This window comes from Vibrio sp. Y58_MX_L22 (assembly GCF_024181865.1).
Taxonomy (GTDB): Bacteria; Pseudomonadota; Gammaproteobacteria; order Enterobacterales; family Vibrionaceae; genus Vibrio; species Vibrio alginolyticus.
Map to the genome: position 1 here is coordinate 153,532 of NZ_JAMZAN010000004.1, position 19,496 is coordinate 173,027.

Consider the following 19,496-nt stretch of genomic DNA (forward strand, 5'->3'; position numbering starts at 1 on the left):
TCATGTTGTTACCGATGAGACAAATTTTCCAAGAAATGGCCGCAGAAAAGCTGAGACTGGGTTTGACCATTCTGGCTGTAGCGTGGGCGACCCTTTGTATCGCTGCTATGTTGGCGGTAGGTGAGGGTATTCGTCAGGGCGTATTGAAAACCGCACAAAATGGTAACGGCAACTTGATTTATTTGACCGGAGGGATGGCCACCGTCGACCACGGTGCTTTTCACCAAGGTAAGTTTCTGACACTAAAAATGGACGATTCAGAGGTCGTTCGAGCGTTACCCGATGTAAAAAGCGTTGCGCCAACGGCGAAGTGGAAAGAGCGTATCACCGTTGGTGACAGAAGCTCGTGGCAAGAGCCGTTAGCGGTCACGAGCGAGTTTCAATCCATGACCAATTTGGTGCCGATGGCGGGGGGGCGATGGTTAAACCCACTCGATCAAAAAGAGACGCGCAAAGTCGTTGTACTGGGTTATGAACTGGCAGCCGACTTATTCAACCCGAATGAGGACTTTAGTTGGTTTGCGACAGTCACATTGCAAGTCAACCCTGTGGGGAAAAAGGTAAAAATCGGCAATGAGGAGTTCACTGTTGTGGGCGTATTGGAGAAAAACAGCGCCCAAATAGAACTGGGGGATCTTATCAACTATTCCAGCTTTGTGCCGTTAGCGACGTGGAAGCGATTTCATGTCAACGGTGAAATTGGTGGCATCAATGTGCAGCCACAAGCAAATGTAGACCGAGAAGCCTTAGCAAAGACGATCAGGCAAGTGATTGCCCGTAAACACGGGGCAAGTGTCAGTGATGAACAGGTCGTCCAAGTCGATGATATGTTCCTTAAACAAAAGAGTATGCAGCAGTTTCTGATAGGTTTGCAGAGTTTTCTTGGCATTATCGGCTTCGTGACGTTAGCTGTTGCTGGCGTTGGCATCGCCAATGTGATGTATGCCACCGTAAAGCGATCTACGCGTGATATCGGCGTGCGCATGGCAGTCGGTGCAACCCCAACGGCCATTCGCATGCACTATTTAGTGCAGTCTTTATTGACAATGATGATGGGGGGCGCGCTTGGCTTAGGCGTGACGTACGCGCTGGTGTCTGCCATCAGTTCCATTCCTTTAGAGGGCAATGCCTTTTATGAACAACTGGGTAAACCTGTCCCTGAGTTGTCGTGGGTCGTTGTCGCGATTGTCATCCTCACCTTAGTGATAATTGGTGTGGCATCTGCATGGTTACCTGCAAACCGAGCCGCAAAAGTCAGCCCATTGGAGGCGCTACAAAGTGAATAACAACAATAACTCTGGAGAGAACATGTCGAACCAGCCGCTTGTTGAGCTAACCAACATCGGCAAATACTACTCAAGCGGAGAGGCGGAAGTTCGCGCGTTAGACGGCGTTGACTTAACCATTAATCAAGGCGAGTTTCTTTCGATTCTTGGCCCGTCCGGTTCGGGTAAATCAACGCTAATGAACATGCTCGGCTGTTTGGATAAACCCACCGATGGCGAGTACCAACTTGGCGGACAAAACGTCGCAAGTTTAAGTGCGAATGAGCTGGCTGGCATTCGTAACCAAAAGATTGGATTTGTCTTCCAAAGCTTTAACTTATTGGAGTACGCGACGGCGCTCGATAACGTGGCACTGCCGTTGGTTTACTCTGGCATCAAAGCCAAAGAACGTCGCCAGCGCGCCGCCAAATTGCTAGAGCAAGTCGGGCTAGGGGATCGTTTAGACCATAAACCAAACCAGCTTTCTGGTGGTCAAAAGCAGAGAGTTGCTATCGCCAGAGCGTTAGTGAACGACCCTCAAATCATCCTAGCTGACGAGCCAACCGGCGCGCTCGATTCAAAATCTGGTGCTGAGATCGAAGCTCTGTTCAACCAACTCCACGTCGAAGGTAGAACCTTAATCATCGTGACGCACGATAACGCTCTGGCAGAGCGCACTAAACGCATCATCACCATCAAAGACGGCAAGGTAATTTCGGATAGGGTGCCGGTAAGTAGGGAGAAATGAGCTTTTCTTAATTGAGAACTGAGTTTTAAGGGAAATAGCGATACAGAGGCTATCTCCCTTTACTTTTTATTCGCGATGTTCGTTTTGTCTCTCTTTTATCAAGTCATGCTTTTGTTCTTTAAGTAGAGTGATTGCGAGCTTAGTGTCCTCAATCAATTTACTGTTATCGTTGAGATCTTTGCTCTTCAAAGGCAAAACTAGATAATGAATGCTGCCATCTGCATTCTGTACTCCGGTAGCGATGATGACATCACCTTCAGACGCCGTACCAAAATACTCTGATACGACTTTGGTTTCGCTGACACCGTAGCTATCCAAATAGGATGACTCCGTATTGTCAAACAAGATAGGAACCCCTTGCCTAGCTAATGTTCGCAATTGTTTTTGCTTTTGCTCGTCGAATGGATAGTCGGTCGTACTGATGTAACTTACCTGTTCAGCTTCAATAAAATCGTACAGTTCATTGCTCAGTTCATTTAATGGGGCAGATATCCAAGGTGTAGCTGGAATGACGTCGGAAGTATCATCATTGCCACTTTGTGGTGTTGGAGTGGTAACCACCTTCTGAGCAGCATCGCTCTCAGGAGGCGTTACACTTATTGTAGCAGCGTCTTCTGTCTTGATTTGCTCGTCAAGGCTTGCAACAGGTTCGGTCTGGGCATTCTTGTTATTTGAATTAATCAGAAATATGGCGAGTACTGCACCAAGTGCCAGCACCGATCCAGTCAAGAGTTTTTTGTTACTTGTCATGTGTCATGTCTTACCGTTTATTTCATTAGTAAATACGGCGGCCACTTATTTATTCCGTGGCCGCAGGCTAATAAGTTAGTGGTAGAGATCGTCATTCCAAGAGATAGTTACGGCTCGGCTAGTCTCTGTCCATTGACTGCTATCACGATTTTTCTTCCAGGTATTTTCTGGAGTGGTATACCAGCTACACCAGTCGCGACCAAAGTAGTAATTGGTTTTTCGCCAACCAGCAACCAGCTTGACCTCTGATGTATCTAGGCCATCTTGAATGTCATTTTTTCTATATACGACGCCGACTTGTGGTTTAAAATCTGAACGCATAACGACAGGTAACTCATTGTAATCAATCAAATTACCCATGTCACAACTGGTCCAACGATACAATAACCAGTCTTTAGCTGGCGTATTATGGCGGATAGTCTTGTTTTCAATTAACCAATTAATGCTTTCGTTAGCTTGGTTAAAATCGGCAACCGTTTGAAACTCTGGCTGGTCGTACGTTACACGGTTGCTCCAGGAGATTCCCCCACTAATATTTGGAGAAGTAGAAGCACTGAATCCAAGGTTAAAATCTAGCGACTCACTGACAGATGCCGTTGCAATGGTGTTTTCTGGAGCATGGCTCATGTGGCGTAAAGGGGCGCCATTTAAATAGCTCAGTGCCAGCTTAAAAGCCGTTGGAACGGTGTAACGGTAATCTCCCCCAGTGGCAAAACCATAGATTTGTTCTTTGTTTGGAACATTAGTCATGTCGAAGCCAGAGCCGCCATTTAGGATCAACTTAGCTTCTTTAGCGCCATTTGGTAGTAAAGATTGGTTCCAGACATTTTCTAAAGAATAAATTAAGCGGATTTTTTTCGAGCGTGCATCACCATCATCAAGCTGAAGCAACGTCGAAGTGTAAGATTTTAATGTATCTTCAGCATGTGCTGGTGCTAAAGAACCAAGTAAAGCGAGTGCGATAATACTCGCGGAAAGATGCTGTTTTTCCATTATTGTTTCCTATTAGTCAGCCCATAAAGACTTTTGTTTTAAACTATCTTGATGGGCACTTTATAATTATGGACAGGTTATAAATTCAAGCTCAATAAATGAGCGGTGAAATAGTGCATCTTGTTTTTTATTAAAAAAAGAAAAAGGATAGATTCGTGGGATTAATGTCTCATAGTTTTTAAATTCACCTCTCAACTATAATAAATAAGAATCTGGTTATTAAGTCTTGCCTTTTTAAGTTATTGCTTAATTTTAATTTTCTAATGTTATATTGAGCTTTTTTATTGATAAAAGTGAATTTTATAAATGTTAGCCATGTTATTTTTAGGGCTTTTGTTATACCAAACTAAGTAAAGTATCGTTATGTGGTCATCTCGGGTTTATGGGCTTAATTCAAATTAAAACAGTGGTTTATGTTTTTTGTTATTGGTTTTTTAGAACTTAATGTAATAGTTGAGTAATAAAGTCCGTCAATGAAGTTGTCATGTTCGTGTATGAAGTTATATGTGCTTTTACAGCAGGAAATTAAACTTTACGTTTAAGATGGTAAAGATAGAAAAAGAAATAAATAAGATAATTAAATAATCATGTTTCCGAGAATATAAATGTAACGTACTTCTAATTAAACGAATGCTTGAATAAACGATGGAGCATGAAAAGTACTATTTAAGTTACGCTGTCCTATATTCCAGTTGGTGCCTTGTTTATACAATGCGTTTTCTCGGCTTAAAACTGGTTTACGTACTGCTAATCTCTTATCCGTTTCTTAATTACACATATTGGCAATATGCTCGCCAAGTTACGTGTATTGGTGTCAATGAAAAACAGTATCTACGATAGCTCTCTCAGGGTTGGAACTCCCACTATGAATTTCCTTCATGTTCAATGTGAAACAATACCAATATTACTCAACTCGTGAAGCAAGTATAAAAAAAGGACTGCTCTGGTGTTAGGCACTGCGACCGCCGTTTTTAGTACGAACGATTCGTCGTGAAGGCTGCGCAACCTAACGATTGGGAAAACCAAAAAACAAAAATATCCCCATGCACAGAGTTAGGAAAAGTCTGCTTTATCTAAGGAAATAGGATACCAACTCACGATGAATAACGATTTCACATTTGCTATCAAAAGCATTCGTTTTGATGAGAATTACCAACCATCAGACAACACGCGAATCACTACCAACTTTGCTAATCTGGCTCGTGGAAACTACCGCCGAGAGAATCTGCGCAATGCACTCCGAATGATCGACAATCGTTTTAATGCGTTGGCACATTGGGATAATGCGCAAGGTGACCGCTACTCAGTTGAGCTTGAAATCATCTCTGTTGATATGGATATCCAAGGCAGTGGCGAAGCCTTCCCATCAATTGAAGTGCTCAAAACCAACATTGTTGACCACAACACTAACGAGCGCATCGAAGGCATTGTGGGCAACAACTTCTCTTCATACGTTCGTGATTACGATTTTAGCGTTTTGCTGTTGGACCACAACAAAAACCAGCCCCGTTTCAGCATCCCAGCTAATTTCGGTGATTTGCATGGCAAACTGTTCAAAGCTTTCGTTAATTCTGAGTCTTACAAACAGCATTTCAAAAAGCTGCCGGTGATTTGTCTGAGCGTATCGGACAACAAGGTATACCGACGCACCGAAAACCAACATCCTGTTTTGGGCTTTGAATATCAGCCGAATGAATCTTCGTTGACGGAGCAGTACTTCAAAAAGATGGGCTTACAGGTGCGCTACTTTATGCCACCAAACAGTGTCGCACCATTGGCATTCTACTTCTTCGGTGACTTGCTGAACGATTATTCAAACCTAGAGCTTATCAGTACGATTAGCACGATGGAGACATTCCAGAAGATTTACCGACCTGAGATTTACAATGCCAACGCGGTTGCCGGTAATTGCTACCAGCCAAACCTAAAAAACCTAGACCACTCGCTAACTCAAATCGTTTACGACCGAGAAGAGCGCAGCCAACTGGCGATTGAACAAGGGAAATTTGCCGAGGAGCATTTCATCAAACCTTATCAATCTGTGCTTGAACAATGGTCTGCAAACTACGCGTAATCGACAACGAGAATCTAGAAAGGAATGACGATGAAAGCACTATTACCGACTTCAACGGCTGGCAGTTTGCCGAAACCTTCTTGGCTAGCGGAACCAGAAAAACTTTGGTCACCGTGGAAACTGCAAGGTGAAGAACTGATTGATGGCAAACGCGATGCGTTACGTGTCGCTTTGCAAGAACAAGAACTGGCAGGCGTTGATATCGTCAGTGATGGCGAGCAAACTCGCCAACATTTTGTGACGACCTTTATTGAGCATTTAAGCGGCGTAGATTTTGAAAACCGCAAAACGGTGACCATTCGCAACCGTTATGAAGCAAGTGTTCCGACTGTGGTTGGCCCAGTAAGTCGCACAAAGCCCGTGTTTGTTGAAGATGCAAAGTTCTTGCGTCAGCAAACTAAGCAACCTATCAAGTGGGCGCTGCCAGGCCCTATGACGATGATCGATACGCTTTATGATGATCATTACGGTAGCCGTGAAAAGCTGGCTTGGGAATTTGCAAAGATCCTCAATCAAGAAGCGAAAGAGCTTGAAGCGGCAGGTGTCGACATCATTCAGTTTGATGAGCCTGCGTTCAATGTGTTCTTCGATGATGTGAACGAGTGGGGCATTGCATGTTTAGAGCGTGCGATTGAAGGGCTGAAATGTGAAACGGCGGTGCATATCTGCTATGGATACGGCATCAAAGCGAACACGGATTGGAAGCAAACGTTAGGCACTGAATGGCGACAATACGAAGAAGTATTCCCTAAGTTGCAGCAGTCGAATATCGATATTATCTCGCTCGAATGTCATAACTCACGAGTGCCTATTGAGTTGCTTGAGTTGATTCGCGGTAAGAAAGTGATGGTTGGTGCGATTGACGTTGCAACCAACAAAATTGAAACGCCAGAAGAAGTGGCGAATACACTGCGAGAGGCGTTGAAGTACGTTGATGCCGACAAGCTTTACCCATGTACCAACTGCGGTATGGCACCTTTGTCTCGTGAAGTATCGACCGCTAAGCTCAATGCGTTAAGTGCGGGTGCGGAGATCATTCGTAAAGAGTTGGTGGGTTGATATTAATACTTAGGCTCCGCACCATGAACCAAAATTAGGGTCAATCTAGCGAGTTTAAACGAGACTAGGAATCTGATTACAGCTCGCTAGGAAATGACGATAACTTTCGCACTTCAAAGCTCTCGGTGGGTAGATCCTGAATCACGCTCGTCCCTCGCTGTTCAGGATGACGGATGTTGGGAGATATGTTACTCACATACCCAACTATTTGGCTTGTATTCAAATTTGGGTTATTCCAGCGAGTCTAGACGAGACTAGGAATCTGATTACAACTCGCTGGGAAATAGCGATAGTCTACGAACCTCAAAGCACTCGGTGGGTAGCTCCTGAATCACCTCGTCCCTCGCTGTTCAGGATGATGGATGTTGGAAGATACATCGCTCGCCACAAAACCGATATTTGAGCAGCTCCAAGATAGGGTCATTCCAGCGAGTCTAGACGAGACTAGGAATCTGATTACAGCTCGCTAGGAAATGACGATAACTTTCGCACTTCAAAGCACTCGGTGGGTAGCTCATGAATCACCTCGTCCCTCGTTGTTCAGGATGACGGATGTTGGAAGTATATTGCTCGCCACAACCCTAGTTATTAGAGCAGTTTCAAGATAGCGTCATTCCAGCGAGTTTAAACGAGACTAGGAATCTGATAACAGCTCGCTGGTAAATGACGAGAACTTTCGCACTTCAACGCACGTGATTAGTAGATTCTGAATCACTTCGTCCCTCGCTGTTCAGGATGACGGATGTTGGAAGATATATTGCTCGCCACACCCCTAGATATTAGAGCAGTTTCAAGATAACGTCATTCCAGCGAGTTTAAGTGAGACTAGGAATCGGGTTACTGCTCGCTAGGAAATGACGATAACTTTCGCACTTCAAAGCACTCGATGGGTAGCTCCTGAATCACGCTCGTCCCTCGCTGTTCAGGATGATGGATGTTGGAAGATACGTTACTCACATACCCAATTATTTGGCTTGTATTCAAACTTGGGTCATTCCAGCGAGTCTAGATGAGACTAGGAATCTACTAACAACTCACTGGAAAATGGCGATAACCTTAGAACTTCACAGCACTCGGTGAGTCGAGCCTGAACCACGCTCGTTCCTCGATGTTCAGGGTGACCGTTTTAAATAAAAATGCCGCTCACAGTAAAGTGAGCGGCATACATTTCCCGTTTCCAGCCTCGGCCAGATTTAATTCAACTCCACGTTCTTCATCTCAGGATGCTTTAGCAATATCACACGAATCCAGTGATGCACCACCCACATCACCATCGCGGTGAGCAGAACAGCAACGAAAATCGAGCTGAAACGGTACAAGATCGAAAAGAACGCGTCTTTTTGTTCTGGCACCAATGAAGTCGTCAGCGGAACCGATAGGGCAGACATGGCAGAAAACGCGATAGCCGCTTTAATTTGCCCCTTTGTGAGCCACAAGCAGAATGGCCCCATTGCAATGGTAAAGGCGAGCCAAAAGAGTAGCCCATGCCCATACCAACTGCCCAATATCAGCTGAACAGCCATCCCTGCGATGCAGCCTAGTGCGGTGCCGATGATGCGAATTTTTGCCATGGCGAGCGAGCCGGCTAAAGTCATTGGGGTTAGGATGATCAAAATGGAAGCTTGTGCGGATAACGAGTCATATAAGTCCGCTACTTGGAATACGATAAACGCCGCCATCGCCACTAACCAACCCATAGCAACTTGGCTGATGTAGTCAATATCGCTTTTCACTGGGGTCGACATCTCAATGTGCTCGGCGGGGGATTTTGGCTCCGGGAACAACCAATACGCGAATGCGCAAACAAAAATATTGCTGAACGCCATCACCCACATGTTGACATTGAACTCTTCAATATCCATGAAGTTATAGCTGGCAAAATTCAACACAATTGAACCCACCAACAGCCCCATGTAACCAAACAAATAGGTTTTCTGGTTCATCATTGCAATGCACTTGAACAGCATCATGATTCCGACGGCAACGGTCATTAATGTTGGATGAAACTGCAAGTATTCCAGCAAAAATGTGGCTTGTATGGTTGTCCACACCGCAGAGAAAAACACGATCAATAAAGCCGAAATATTAAAGTTGTCCATTCTGCCCAATATAAACAGTGGCATCATGATGGCAAAAAATCCGTAAGACCAACCGAAGATCATGCTTAGCGCGAGCCCTAAAGAGCAGCCGAACCAAATTCGTAAGGTTTTCATTGTCGCCGCCTAGTAAATGAAGTGGAACCAGCTTGCGAGGTGAATCTGTGCTTGCGCCATCAACTGCCAGAAAATGCTGTTGTCTGGGTACAAAACAATGGTAGCGCGAGAGCCGACAAACAGTGCTGGTGGTAACTCTTCGCTGCTGGTTAGGTTCACTCGTGTACGCTGCGCATCACGTACCCAGCGGTTGTTCACTTCCACTTTGGTCAGTGCGCCATTAGGCGTTTGTTGTGCGGCTGCTACACCGTAATCGCGGCTAGCTAAATCAAAGTCGTACACCGAACCTGGGTTGGCATCAAATGTGACCAAGGCGTGGAAAGTCTTGTCTACGTTCGCGACGGACTTTTCACGAAAATCAGCGGCTACCCAGAGTGATCCTGTTGGTACAAACGTCAGCAATGGCATGTTGGTGTTTGCCATCGTGCCAACTTCTAGTTGCAGGTTGGTCACGACACCATCACTGGGAGCGAGTACCGCGGTATTTGCCAAATCAAGTTGCGCCTTTTCGATGCCGTTTTTGGCAATTCGAACGGCGGTGCTTTGACCTTTTTGGTCGCCTAATTGCGCCTCAATGACTTTTAAGTTTTGTCGTTCCGCTTTAAGCGCTGCACGTGATACCTGATTTTGGGCAAAGGCATTATCGAGTGTCGATTGAGAGATGACTTTCTGCTTCGATAGTGTCAGTAAGCGGTTGTACTCGCGGTGTGCATTATCAAATGTCGCTCGTGCGCGGGCAATATTGGCAAGAGCGGCTTCGCGTTGAGAATACAGTGTTGCTTCTTTTTCATAGGCGGATTGCAGAGACAGCTCCGCCTGTTCAAGCGCTATCTTGTATTTACGATCATCAATCGTAAACAACACATCGCCTTTTTGAACGGACTGGTTATTCTCGATGAGAACGTCGGTCACTTTACCAGATACCTCGGGTGCGACTTGGACAACGTATCCTTGCACTCGTCCTTCGGTCGTTAAGGGGGCGTGGCGGTCAGCAATGATAATGTACAAAAATAGTACGATGAACAGGACAATCAAAGTTCGCATCCAGTGTTTGAATTTTTGGTCAGCCGTCATTACAAGTTCCGTTAAACATATTGGATAGCGGATTATAGAGAAGTCACTCACAATTCAGTAGAATGATAATACGAACATAAATGACCTAAAAATAGGACAATGAACGTTAGTTTTGATGATATTTACCTATTCACTCAGACGGTGGTTCACGGCGGTATAAGTGCAGCGGCAGAGGCGAATCAACTACAACGCTCAAAAGTGAGTCGTCGCCTGCAAGAATTAGAGAAATCGCTCGGGGTACAGCTTTTGATCCGCACAACACGCAGCATTGAGTTGACGGAGCACGGGAAACGCTTGTTTGAGTTGGTGGGGCAGCCTATTGACCATATTCAGCAAGGTTTAAATGCCATGCACGAATATCAACAAGAGCTGACGGGCAAGGTGCGTTTAGCCATTCCTTCCGCATTGATGAGCTCTGCCGCGTTTAACGCGATCATCACCGAGTACACAACGCGGTATCCGGATATTTCGGTCGAGATTGAAAACCATCAAGAGAGTGTCGATCTCAAGCGTCAATCGTTTGATTTGCAGCTTCTTCCGAGCGTGGTCAAAGTCACCGATGACAGCTATGTGCAGTTCAGTCTTTTGCCTTATCGTAGTCACTTTGTTGCGTCAAAAGCCTATCTAGAATCGCATCCGCCAGTAAAAACGGTGGAAGATCTTAAGCAGCATCGCCTTTTAACTAATCGTTACAATGCTGATTTGCTCGATTCAGATCTGCATGTGGCGTTGCGCTCGGACGACCTCAACTTGCTGCGCTCGATGGCGATAGCAGGAAACGGCATCGCGTTTATTCCACAAATTCATTCCAAGCCTGCATTGCGAGATGGTTTGTTGGTCGAGGTGCTGCCTCAATTTGCGCATCCGAAGCAGCATCTTACTCTGATTTATCCCTCGGCCTTATTTCTGCCCAATAAAGTCAAAGCCTTGATTGAGCTAATTCGAGAGAAATTTAAATAGTCAGTTCAAACCACCCTTACCTAAGGGCAAATGTGTGAGCGAAGGTCATCTTTCTAGGTTTTATTGCTTAACATGAAAGGGTTCTGATACATTAACTGTTGTTCAACTTGTTGAGTATGTTTTGTGGTCGCACAAGATAGGAGATGGAAATGTTATCGAAAGGAAACACGGGCCTGATTGTGGTGGATGTTCAGGGCAAACTCGCTACATTAATGCATGAAAGCGACGCACTGATTGAAAATATCACGAAACTGGTAAAGGGGGCCAAAGCACTAGATTTGCCTATTCTGTGGCTAGAACAGAATCCAGAAAGGTTGGGCCCAACCGCGGAGCCGATTCGTGAAGTGCTTGAAAGCACGCATTTACCTATTACCAAGTACACGTTTGATGGTTGCAAAGAGGCGACGTTTAAGGTCGCGGTGGAGAATGCGAAAGTTGATACCTGGTTGGTTTGCGGTATTGAATCCCACATTTGCGTCTATCAAACCGCGGTTTCTCTGCGTCAGTCCGGTTATCGCGTTGAATTAGTCACAGATTGTGTATCTTCCCGAACCGCTGCCAATAAAGCGCTCGCTCTTGCGAAGTTAACCGCAAACGGTGTGGTGCTCACTGGGTTAGAAATGTGTTTGTATGAAATGGTCGAAGATTGCCGAGTACCTGAATTCAAAGAAATTCTGGCGCTCATCAAATAGTGGAATCACTGTAATCAGCAACAACTTTATTTGAACACGCTATTCAAATTCTCGTTGATATCTTGGTAACATCGACTCGTTGCCAAGTAACCCACCTTGGTGAATGTAAATCACCGTTTTATCTGTGTTCTCTTCGAACCAAGGTGTTAGGCATTGCCACATATACGGGTCGTATAACAGGTCAAATTCGAGGTCGGTTTGCTCAAAGAGTGCTTTCCATGTGATGTAATCTTCTTCGTACAAGCGACCAAAATGGTGTTTGTTGCGGATGGTTAAAATGGTTGGGTGGCTGTTTTCACAGAGCTGGTTGAACTGCTCAGTTAAGTAATCTGCATCGCCTACGCAAGGGCAAGTTAGCACTTCTATGCCGTGTGGGCTTAAATGTTTATGAAGATATAAAGCGGTCGTGCCAGTGCCTGATGGCAGGGCGACGGTAAACTGTTCTTTACCTCTCAATCGCGTCCAATCAAGAATTTCTCGTGCTAACTGTTTGATGCCAGCTTCAGCGAGGTGGGAACGTCCACCCTCTGGAATAAGCAATGTCGACTCATCTAATCTTCGTACCTGGTGGATGTATTCACTAGGGTGGAGTTCGCTACCGATGTCTTGCATGGCGGTGATTTTCATACCCAAATCGAGAGCGCCGCGATAGTTTCCGATGGGGGAGCTTTTTAGCCAAGATGGAATGTGATGAACATAAAACTCAAATGCCCAACCTTTAATCTGGGCGAGAGCCGCTAGCGAATACATCGCGTTGGATTGAGCAGAGCCGTAACTGATGAGGGTTTTGATGTCGCTGTTTTGCGTTTCCATCAACGCCATAAACTTACGTGCTTTGTTCCCAGAAAAGTGAGAATGCAGCATGTCATCACGCTTAAGAAAAAACGTATGACCGTTGAAGTTGTGTTGAGTTATCGGGCTTTCAGAGAGTTTCATGTGACTGCTGACGTGTCCAACCACGCGACCTTGCCGTTAAAAAGGGCGCGTAGTGTAACGCCATTAAACCCAGATAAAAAGTCTGGGTTTCAGTACATCCATTTCGGTTATTCCTGATGCTCTGACGCAAGATCAATTACTGCCTCACAACCACCTTCTGGATGTGTACCAATCTTAAATTGCCAGCCATAGCGTTGGCACAAATCGTCCACAATCATCAAACCTAATCCGTGCCCATCAGAATGTGGAATGGTCGAAAAGCCTTCACCTTCATCGCGCACCGAGATGGTGTTTTCATCCATATTGATATGAATTGATCCCGAAGGTGTCGCAGCGATGCCGTTGCGAATCAGGTTGCCAAGAATAATGGTCAACACGGCATTGGTCGCGCGCGTTCTAGGGTTGCCGTCGATCTGTACATCAAAGCTGAGTGCTTTCTCATCCGCCTGAGCTTGGCTTTGGAAGATGATTTGGTTGAGTTCTTCTTCGGTGATGCTGCGCACTGGTGAATCATCTGCATTACGCTCGTAACGTACTAAGCCGAGTAGGGCATCCACCATAGTCGACATTTGCTGCGTTGCATCCTGAATTCGGTGCACTTGGCGGGTTTGGAAATCCGTGTTCGCACTTCTCGCCAGTAAGCTGCTTGAGCCTTTCATCACGGTTAACGGTGTACGCAGTTCATGACTCGCGTATCGTGCAAAGGCTTGCTCGCGCTTGATGACTTGGTTGATTTTGTGGCGGTACTCATTCAACTCATCCGCGAGGGTTTGGAACTCTTTGGCTGAACCTTCTGGCACACTAAAAGTCTGCGTAGCATCGCCTTGATGATGGTCGAGTTGAGTTTTGAGCGCATTGACGGGTTCAATTAAGCGCTGTGACAAACGCAGCAGCAGACTACCAAATAGGAACACCAGCACGGCGACAATGGACAACACCATAGCGACGACGAGAATGAATTCCTCTGAGGTGATCTCGATTTCATCAATCAAGGAAACCAGAATCACGGGATGCTCAACGCCTTTATAGGTGTAAGTGCTCATGTAAACCATGCGCGAGTATTCACCGTCTTCTACTTCATCAAGAAAGTGCTTTTGACCAATCAGGTATTTTTGGTAGCGCTCGGCAACCAATGAGATGTCGTTGTAGGCAGTGGTGAGCAGGTCAAGCTGAATACTGCCTTGCTCTGGGTGGGACTGGAAATGTTCAATCGCTTCTTTTTTGTCGACCATAATACGACGCTCGCCCACGCGGTCTTCAGACCAAAGCAGGGAGCCGGTAATCAACAAAAAGCAGAAGATGCCAATCACGACAGACACAAAAGAGAAAAACAGAGCGAGCCGCCCTGTCATACTTTGTGTGCTTTGCGTGCTAGCAAGTAAGCGATTGATCATGCACCTGTCTCCAAGCGGAAGCCAACTTTGGGCACGGTGATCAGCACATGTTGTTCAAATGGCTTATCAAGTTGGTTGCGAAGTTGGTAAATGTGGCTGCGCAGAACGTCGTTGTTCGGCTCGTTCTCTTGCCATAGTTGGAAGGCGATTTCTTCACGTGTTACTACGTCTGGCGCGCTTTTCACAAGCATTTCCAGAATGGTGTAAGTGGTTGGGTTTAGCGCCAACAGTTTATCTTGGCGGTAAGCTTTACGCGTTTTTTGGTCGATAGACACTTCACCGTATTCCAACTTACTCGACGCGACAGTACCACGGTAACGTCGGATCAGCGCCATCATACGCGCTTCTAGAATATCCAAGTCGAAAGGTTTGGTCAGATAGTCATCCGCACCGTGTTGGAAGCCTTTGAGCATATCGTCGCGGCTATCGAGAGCCGTCAGCATAAGCACTGGTGTGTTGTTGCCCGCATCGCGAAGTTTATTACACATGGTCAGGCCATCCATGCGTGGCAGCATGAGGTCGAGCAAGATGATGTCGAAGGTGTTTTCCATCGCCAGTTTCAAGCCGAGCTCGCCGTTGTCTGCATAATCGAGCTCCATACCTGCACACTCAAAATAATCGAACAGCATGCCTGCGATTTCTCGATTATCTTCGACTAAAAGTACGCGTTTCATGTATTTCTCTCCAAGTGGGCAGGTTTTCGAAAATAAGACTTCGTCTTAACCGAACATTATTCACTAAGAACGTGAAAAAGATGTCAACAACATCTCTTTCACATTGATGTTTGTAGACTGGATTCATTCATCGGATTTAGTGGAAGAGTAGCATGTCAACCTTCAACATTCACGCTGCAACCTTTTCAAAGGTGAGCCAACACACTGAGCCTAAAACAGTTTTGTCTGTTGTGGTGCCATTCTTTAACGAGCAAGAAGTCTTGCCTGAATTTCATCGTCGTTTAGCCGCCGTTTTGGATGAAATGCCAGAACGCTGCGAAATCGTCTATGTGGACGACGGTAGCAAAGATGACAGCCTAATGATCGCGCAAAACTTTTCTCAATCTTCTAGCGACGTTCGTTGTATTGCATTAAGCCGTAACTTCGGCAAAGAGTCCGCCATGAGTGCAGGTCTAGAACACTGCCAAGGTGAAGCGGTGATCGTGATTGATGCTGACTTGCAAGACCCGCCTGAGTTGATCCCGCAAATGGTATCAAAATGGCGTGAAGGGTATGACGTAGTGAACATGCAGCGCAGCGAACGCCACGGTGAAACCTGGTTCAAACGCTTCTCGGCCGCTTGCTTTTACAAAGTGCTGAATAGCATGGCGAAATTGGATGTACCGGAGAACGTGGGCGATTTCCGTCTACTGAGCGCAAAAGTGGTTAAACACATCAATGCGTTGCCAGAGCGTAACCGATACATGAAAGGCATTTTCTCTTGGCCGGGTTTCAAGCAAGTGACGGTTCAGTTTGAGCGTGACGCTCGTTTCTGTGGTGAAACCAAATGGAACTACCTCAAGCTGATTGGCCTTGCAATGGACGGCATTACCTCGTTTTCCATTCGTCCTTTGCGTTTAGCGACACTTGCCGGTGCGTTAGTGGCGTTCAGTGCCTTTATCTATGGCGCATTCATAGTGATGAAAACTGTTGTGTTTGGTGAGCCTGTCACTGGCTACCCATCCATGATGGTCGTCCAACTTGCCTTGGGCGGTGTGCAACTGCTGTCGATTGGCCTTTTGGGCGAATACATTGGCCGCATTTTTGTCGAGACCAAGCAACGTCCTCTTTATCTTGTTCAGTCTGTTTACGAGCAGCCTGCAAAACATCAATCCATCCAAACCATGAAGTTTAAACTGGGAGAAACCGCGTAATCATGAGTATTAATAAAACCCATCTGTGGTTGTTGTTGGCGTTTGCTCTTTTACTCCGTCTTATTTCACTTGCCGCTTACCCTTTGATGGACACCACGGAAGCCCGCTACGGCGAAATGGCGCGCTTAATGGTGGAAACAGGCAATTGGCTTACCCCACAGTTTGATTACGGCGTGCCTTTTTGGGGGAAACCACCCCTGTTCACGTGGATGAGTGCTTATGGCATTGAGTTGTTTGGATTGAATGAATTCGCAGTGCGCGCGCCTCATTGGTTGGCGGGTGTCGCGACTATTATTTTTGTTGCAGCCATGGCGCATCGCGCTGGCTTTAATGCAGTCATCGCAGCGTCGGTATTGGCGACGTGTGGCATCTTTTCAATTGCGGCGGGTGCAGTGATGACAGACATGGCACTGACGTTGGCAATGACGATGGCGATGGTCGGTTTTTACTATTGCTGGCTCGGCAAAGACAAACACAGCCGATTGTGGGGTTACCTCGGTTTCTTTGGCTTGGCTTGCGGGCTGTTAGCAAAAGGCCCAGTGGCGATCGTGATCATGGGCATCGCAGTGTTTCCTTGGCTTGTGATTCAGCATGGTTTCTTTGGTGCCTTCAAAGCCCTGTGGCAGCGTTTTCCAATTGTATCGGGGTTGGTGCTCATGCTGGCGATTGCTCTGCCTTGGTACATCATGGCAGAAATGGCGACGCCTGGATTTATTGATTACTTCATTGTTGGCGAGCACTTTAAGCGTTTTGTTGTCAGCGGTTGGGAAGGGGATCTGTATGGCTCCGCTCATGATCAACCACGTGGGATGATCTGGGTATTCTGGCTGCAATCGGCTGCACCTTGGTCAATAGTATTGCCTATCTTGGCGTGGAAACGTCGTAAAGTACTCAAAGCCATTGAAACCGATCATCAAGGTTTATTTAGCTTCCTGATGTGTTGGCTGATTTCTCCAATGATCTTGTTCACCATGGCTGGGAATATTTTGCCTGCTTACGTACTACCGGGTGTGCCTGCGTTGGGTATCTTGATTGCGATGCTGGTGGATAAACACGATTTCAAATGGTTGACCGGAACGGCGGCGGTGTTGCCAGCCCTGCTTATGATTGCGATGTTGGTTTTGAATATGGGCAAAGCAGATAGTCGCAGCGACCGCATCATCTTCGCGCAAATTAATGACAACGCTCCGGTCTTTTATATTGGTAAGCGCCCGTTCTCAGGCCAGTTCTATAGTCATGGTCAGGCGAAAAAGCTTGAAGATAAGAATGACTTAAACAATCTGAAGAAATTCCACCTGATTGGTAAATCGCAGCAAGTGGATAGCATGATTCATGAAAATGCGTTGAGCTGTACCAACGAGTTCACAGCAAAATCGAAACGCTCACTCTACACCTGTGTGGTTGGATAACGGAATGTGCAAATTAATACAACTTGCTTCGTTAGAAAGGTTTGCTTCGTTAACAAGGTTTGCTCTGGTAGGAGGTGTCGGCTTTATGGTCGACACCCTTATCTTTTCTGTGTTGTTCCATTGGTTTGGTCTGGAGTTGATGCTGGCTCGTGGGATAGCATTTTTGTTTGCGGCAACCACGACGTGGCTTGGCAATCGCTGGCTGACTTTCTATCAAGCAGAAAAAACCAACCCTTTCGCTCAATGGCAAAAATTTATGGCGAGTGTCTTTATCAGTGCTTTGCCGAACTTTATTGTGTTCAAAGGCGTAACGCTCGCGCTAGGAACGCAAGGGGTGATGGTCTATTTGGCTTTGATCTTAGGCATATTGGCAGGCATGGTGAGTAATTATTTGCTCAGTGCAAAATGGGTGTTTAGTTGAGGATAGAAAGGTTCGGGCTTACTATCCTATCCTCGAGTTAAAAATTCGTTATTTGAACCAATTTTTCTTTTTGTACATCAGAGTAAACCTAAAGCTTTTCATGGGGTATGTAAAAAGGTAAATAAGCCAAGGTTTATACCTTGGCTGCCGTTAGTTCAGATTTTGATTGTTCGATTTCAAACTCGGTTTGCCACTTGCCGTTGTAAAGATACTTACACTCTGGGAGTGGCGCTTTCGCATCCCTTAAATCAAACACTTCATTGGTAGGGTATTCTCGATAATAAGCGGGAGTCGTAAAAAGTCTAGGTTCAGGCTTCGCTTCAAACAGCTTTTTATGATCATTGACCTCTTTACAATCCAGTTTGTAGACCTCTGACAGTTGCGTGACCATGGATTCTAATTCCGCTTCATTTTTAAAGAAAATGTAACAATAAAATCGTCCCTGTGAGCGAAAAGTAATCTCCTGAGCAGTATCTTGGTATTCGCACCTGTCATACTTAAAAAAGAACTTAATTACTTTCCTTTTCTTATTGTAATCAGCAAAGAGCCAGTCTTCACGTTCTCCGACCCTCACTTCTGTTGGTTCATCAGGCTGACGTTTAAGCATTTTAAAGGATACTAATATAAAAGCACCAGCGCCTGCTAACGCCATCGGGCCAACCACCGCAACCATCACCACACACACCACAGCACCTATCCAGCCAACGGCTTGCGTGGCGGTATTCACCCAGTTAGGCATGTTGCGACGTTTCTTCATCACAAAGCCTTTGTCAGAAAAAATATAGTCATAGCGATAGTCGAGGCCAATCGTAAGGTAAAAGGCTCCAGACACCATCACCGACAAAATAAAAGAAAAAATAGTTACGTCAACCGTGTCACTCGTGTGTATAAACAAAGTTAATAGGAATGGAGCGATCACAAATGGAAGCGCAAAAAGTTTAAAGTAATAGCGAAATGGTTCCTCTACATCATACTTGTGCCATGTTCTGACATTATCGCCTGCGAGTATTTCTTGCTCTTGCGCCTCTTGATAAACTGCCAATTCTTTTGGGGTGATATAAAATGGTGAATATGCCAAGAACTAATCCTTATTTATAAGTGGATAAAGATTATCCGAGTCTTCTAGTTGCTGTAATGTTTTTGGTGTGATGCAAAGAGATTCTTCTCTAGCAAACTTAGTTGCGAAGAATGGTAGGTAGCCTTCGGGGGAACGAGAGCACTCTTTCAGTCCAGCATTGTCATATCGTGTTTGATAAATCCAAGGGGTAATTAGAGTCAATACGATAGAAACAGCAAGAGAACCTAAGATCAAATATTGTAAGCCATTTCCATATACTTGATCCCAGCGTTTCTTTTTAAATGCAAAAAACAAAGCACTGATTAACCCTCCAAGTAATACGAAGCCAAATGGAATCATCGCTAAGTCAAACCTTGAGTAAACCGCAACGTCTCCAATTTGGGAAGTTAGCGCTGAGATTTTTTGATATCCAAAGTAAAAACAGAAGCTCGTTAAGCCAGCAAGGAGCAATAAACCACTTAAATACATAAATTGACTAACCAGAAGTTTAGGCTTGGTTTGTGTACCTTATGTTTTTGCATTCTCAAAAACATAAGGTACGGGGGCAGGTTGATACCTGGAGC

General features: G+C 45.6%; 18 protein-coding genes. 9 read left to right on the top strand and 9 right to left on the bottom strand.

Annotation, left to right across the window (positions count from 1 at the left end):
• The first annotated feature begins 2 nt into the window (after positions 1 to 2).
• Complete coding sequence (locus NL626_RS11225) at positions 3 to 1,286, top strand: ABC transporter permease (RefSeq protein ID WP_213915218.1); 1,284 nt, start codon at positions 3 to 5, stop codon at positions 1,284 to 1,286.
• 22 nt (positions 1,287 to 1,308) lie between these two features.
• On the top strand, positions 1,309 to 2,013 hold the full coding sequence (locus NL626_RS11230) for an ABC transporter ATP-binding protein (protein ID WP_253657420.1): 705 nt from the start codon (positions 1,309 to 1,311) through the stop codon (positions 2,011 to 2,013).
• A gap of 66 nt (positions 2,014 to 2,079) precedes the next feature.
• Here the strand turns inward: NL626_RS11230 and NL626_RS11235 are convergent, their stop codons facing one another.
• Both NL626_RS11235 and NL626_RS11240 read right to left on the bottom strand, forming a co-directional pair.
• Positions 2,080 to 2,763 carry a topoisomerase I gene (locus NL626_RS11235; protein WP_042523048.1) on the bottom strand — a complete coding sequence of 228 codons (684 nt, stop codon included), beginning with the start codon at positions 2,761 to 2,763 and terminating at the stop codon, positions 2,080 to 2,082.
• Between the two features lie 75 nt (positions 2,764 to 2,838).
• Positions 2,839 to 3,756, bottom strand: coding sequence for a leukocidin family pore-forming toxin (locus NL626_RS11240; RefSeq protein ID WP_005376731.1), 918 nt, complete (start codon positions 3,754 to 3,756; stop codon positions 2,839 to 2,841).
• A gap of 1,099 nt (positions 3,757 to 4,855) precedes the next feature.
• Between NL626_RS11240 and NL626_RS11245 the strand changes: the two genes are divergently transcribed.
• Together NL626_RS11245 and NL626_RS11250 are read left to right on the top strand one after the other, a co-directional pair.
• Positions 4,856 to 5,830, top strand: coding sequence for a DUF1852 domain-containing protein (locus NL626_RS11245; protein WP_005457949.1), 975 nt, complete (start codon positions 4,856 to 4,858; stop codon positions 5,828 to 5,830).
• Positions 5,831 to 5,860: 30 nt separating this feature from the next.
• Positions 5,861 to 6,889, top strand: a complete 1,029-nt coding sequence (locus NL626_RS11250) for a methionine synthase (RefSeq protein ID WP_253657357.1) — start codon at positions 5,861 to 5,863, stop codon at positions 6,887 to 6,889.
• A 1,193-nt stretch (positions 6,890 to 8,082) separates the two neighbouring features.
• Here the strand turns inward: NL626_RS11250 and NL626_RS11255 are convergent.
• The gene (locus NL626_RS11255; protein WP_253657358.1) at positions 8,083 to 9,102 is read right to left on the bottom strand and encodes a DUF2955 domain-containing protein; all 1,020 of its coding nucleotides are present in this window, start codon (positions 9,100 to 9,102) and stop codon (positions 8,083 to 8,085) included.
• A gap of 9 nt (positions 9,103 to 9,111) precedes the next feature.
• On the bottom strand, positions 9,112 to 10,176 hold the full coding sequence (locus tag NL626_RS11260) for an HlyD family secretion protein (RefSeq protein ID WP_025625303.1): 1,065 nt from the start codon (positions 10,174 to 10,176) through the stop codon (positions 9,112 to 9,114).
• A gap of 99 nt (positions 10,177 to 10,275) precedes the next feature.
• On the opposite strand from NL626_RS11260, the gene NL626_RS11265 reads away from it, so the two are divergent.
• Both NL626_RS11265 and NL626_RS11270 read left to right on the top strand, forming a co-directional pair.
• The gene (locus tag NL626_RS11265) at positions 10,276 to 11,136 is read left to right on the top strand and encodes a LysR family transcriptional regulator (protein ID WP_005494676.1); all 861 of its coding nucleotides are present in this window, start codon (positions 10,276 to 10,278) and stop codon (positions 11,134 to 11,136) included.
• 149 nt (positions 11,137 to 11,285) lie between these two features.
• Positions 11,286 to 11,828, top strand: a complete 543-nt coding sequence (locus NL626_RS11270; protein ID WP_206953374.1) for a hydrolase — start codon at positions 11,286 to 11,288, stop codon at positions 11,826 to 11,828.
• Between the two features lie 39 nt (positions 11,829 to 11,867).
• On the opposite strand, the gene NL626_RS11275 is transcribed toward NL626_RS11270, so the two are convergent.
• The 3 genes from NL626_RS11275 to NL626_RS11285 form a co-directional block, all read right to left on the bottom strand.
• On the bottom strand, positions 11,868 to 12,764 hold the full coding sequence (locus NL626_RS11275) for a 1-aminocyclopropane-1-carboxylate deaminase/D-cysteine desulfhydrase (RefSeq protein ID WP_053349647.1): 897 nt from the start codon (positions 12,762 to 12,764) through the stop codon (positions 11,868 to 11,870).
• A gap of 107 nt (positions 12,765 to 12,871) precedes the next feature.
• The gene (locus NL626_RS11280; RefSeq protein ID WP_213866450.1) at positions 12,872 to 14,158 is read right to left on the bottom strand and encodes a HAMP domain-containing sensor histidine kinase; all 1,287 of its coding nucleotides are present in this window, start codon (positions 14,156 to 14,158) and stop codon (positions 12,872 to 12,874) included.
• The gene (locus tag NL626_RS11285; protein WP_005389368.1) at positions 14,155 to 14,832 is read right to left on the bottom strand and encodes a response regulator transcription factor; all 678 of its coding nucleotides are present in this window, start codon (positions 14,830 to 14,832) and stop codon (positions 14,155 to 14,157) included. The genes NL626_RS11280 and NL626_RS11285 overlap by 4 nt, the downstream gene beginning before the upstream one ends.
• A gap of 152 nt (positions 14,833 to 14,984) precedes the next feature.
• Here NL626_RS11285 and NL626_RS11290 point away from each other — a divergent pair, with 152 nt between their 5' ends.
• Genes NL626_RS11290 through NL626_RS11300 form a run of 3 tightly spaced genes read left to right on the top strand, consistent with a single transcriptional unit; the run spans position 14,985 to position 17,855 of the window.
• A complete protein-coding gene (locus tag NL626_RS11290; protein WP_020197904.1) occupies positions 14,985 to 16,025 on the top strand; it encodes a glycosyltransferase family 2 protein in 1,041 nt (346 codons plus the stop codon).
• A gap of 2 nt (positions 16,026 to 16,027) precedes the next feature.
• Positions 16,028 to 17,434, top strand: a complete 1,407-nt coding sequence (locus tag NL626_RS11295; protein WP_253657359.1) for a glycosyltransferase family 39 protein — start codon at positions 16,028 to 16,030, stop codon at positions 17,432 to 17,434.
• 4 nt (positions 17,435 to 17,438) lie between these two features.
• On the top strand, positions 17,439 to 17,855 hold the full coding sequence (locus NL626_RS11300) for a GtrA family protein (RefSeq protein WP_238843769.1): 417 nt from the start codon (positions 17,439 to 17,441) through the stop codon (positions 17,853 to 17,855).
• A 133-nt stretch (positions 17,856 to 17,988) separates the two neighbouring features.
• On the opposite strand, the gene NL626_RS11305 is transcribed toward NL626_RS11300, so the two are convergent.
• Complete coding sequence (locus NL626_RS11305) at positions 17,989 to 18,933, bottom strand: hypothetical protein (protein WP_239938492.1); 945 nt, start codon at positions 18,931 to 18,933, stop codon at positions 17,989 to 17,991.
• Positions 18,934 to 18,936: 3 nt separating this feature from the next.
• Complete coding sequence (locus NL626_RS11310; RefSeq protein ID WP_182016748.1) at positions 18,937 to 19,401, bottom strand: DUF2079 domain-containing protein; 465 nt, start codon at positions 19,399 to 19,401, stop codon at positions 18,937 to 18,939.
• Positions 19,402 to 19,496: the final 95 nt, after the last annotated feature.

Excerpts from the sequence above, each read along its gene's own strand:
- NL626_RS11225 (WP_213915218.1), top strand. The coding sequence starts at position 3 with ATGTTGTTACCGATGAGACAAATTTTCCAAGAAATGGCCGCAGAAAAG.
- NL626_RS11230 (WP_253657420.1), top strand. The coding sequence starts at position 1,309 with ATGTCGAACCAGCCGCTTGTTGAGCTAACCAACATCGGCAAATACTAC.
- NL626_RS11235 (WP_042523048.1), bottom strand. The coding sequence starts at position 2,763 with ATGACAAGTAACAAAAAACTCTTGACTGGATCGGTGCTGGCACTTGGT.
- NL626_RS11240 (WP_005376731.1), bottom strand. The coding sequence starts at position 3,756 with ATGGAAAAACAGCATCTTTCCGCGAGTATTATCGCACTCGCTTTACTT.
- NL626_RS11245 (WP_005457949.1), top strand. The coding sequence starts at position 4,856 with ATGAATAACGATTTCACATTTGCTATCAAAAGCATTCGTTTTGATGAG.
- NL626_RS11250 (WP_253657357.1), top strand. The coding sequence starts at position 5,861 with ATGAAAGCACTATTACCGACTTCAACGGCTGGCAGTTTGCCGAAACCT.
- NL626_RS11255 (WP_253657358.1), bottom strand. The coding sequence starts at position 9,102 with ATGAAAACCTTACGAATTTGGTTCGGCTGCTCTTTAGGGCTCGCGCTA.
- NL626_RS11260 (WP_025625303.1), bottom strand. The coding sequence starts at position 10,176 with ATGACGGCTGACCAAAAATTCAAACACTGGATGCGAACTTTGATTGTC.
- NL626_RS11265 (WP_005494676.1), top strand. The coding sequence starts at position 10,276 with ATGAACGTTAGTTTTGATGATATTTACCTATTCACTCAGACGGTGGTT.
- NL626_RS11270 (WP_206953374.1), top strand. The coding sequence starts at position 11,286 with ATGTTATCGAAAGGAAACACGGGCCTGATTGTGGTGGATGTTCAGGGC.
- NL626_RS11275 (WP_053349647.1), bottom strand. The coding sequence starts at position 12,764 with ATGAAACTCTCTGAAAGCCCGATAACTCAACACAACTTCAACGGTCAT.
- NL626_RS11280 (WP_213866450.1), bottom strand. The coding sequence starts at position 14,158 with ATGATCAATCGCTTACTTGCTAGCACGCAAAGCACACAAAGTATGACA.
- NL626_RS11285 (WP_005389368.1), bottom strand. The coding sequence starts at position 14,832 with ATGAAACGCGTACTTTTAGTCGAAGATAATCGAGAAATCGCAGGCATG.
- NL626_RS11290 (WP_020197904.1), top strand. The coding sequence starts at position 14,985 with ATGTCAACCTTCAACATTCACGCTGCAACCTTTTCAAAGGTGAGCCAA.
- NL626_RS11295 (WP_253657359.1), top strand. The coding sequence starts at position 16,028 with ATGAGTATTAATAAAACCCATCTGTGGTTGTTGTTGGCGTTTGCTCTT.
- NL626_RS11300 (WP_238843769.1), top strand. The coding sequence starts at position 17,439 with ATGTGCAAATTAATACAACTTGCTTCGTTAGAAAGGTTTGCTTCGTTA.
- NL626_RS11310 (WP_182016748.1), bottom strand. The coding sequence starts at position 19,401 with ATGTATTTAAGTGGTTTATTGCTCCTTGCTGGCTTAACGAGCTTCTGT.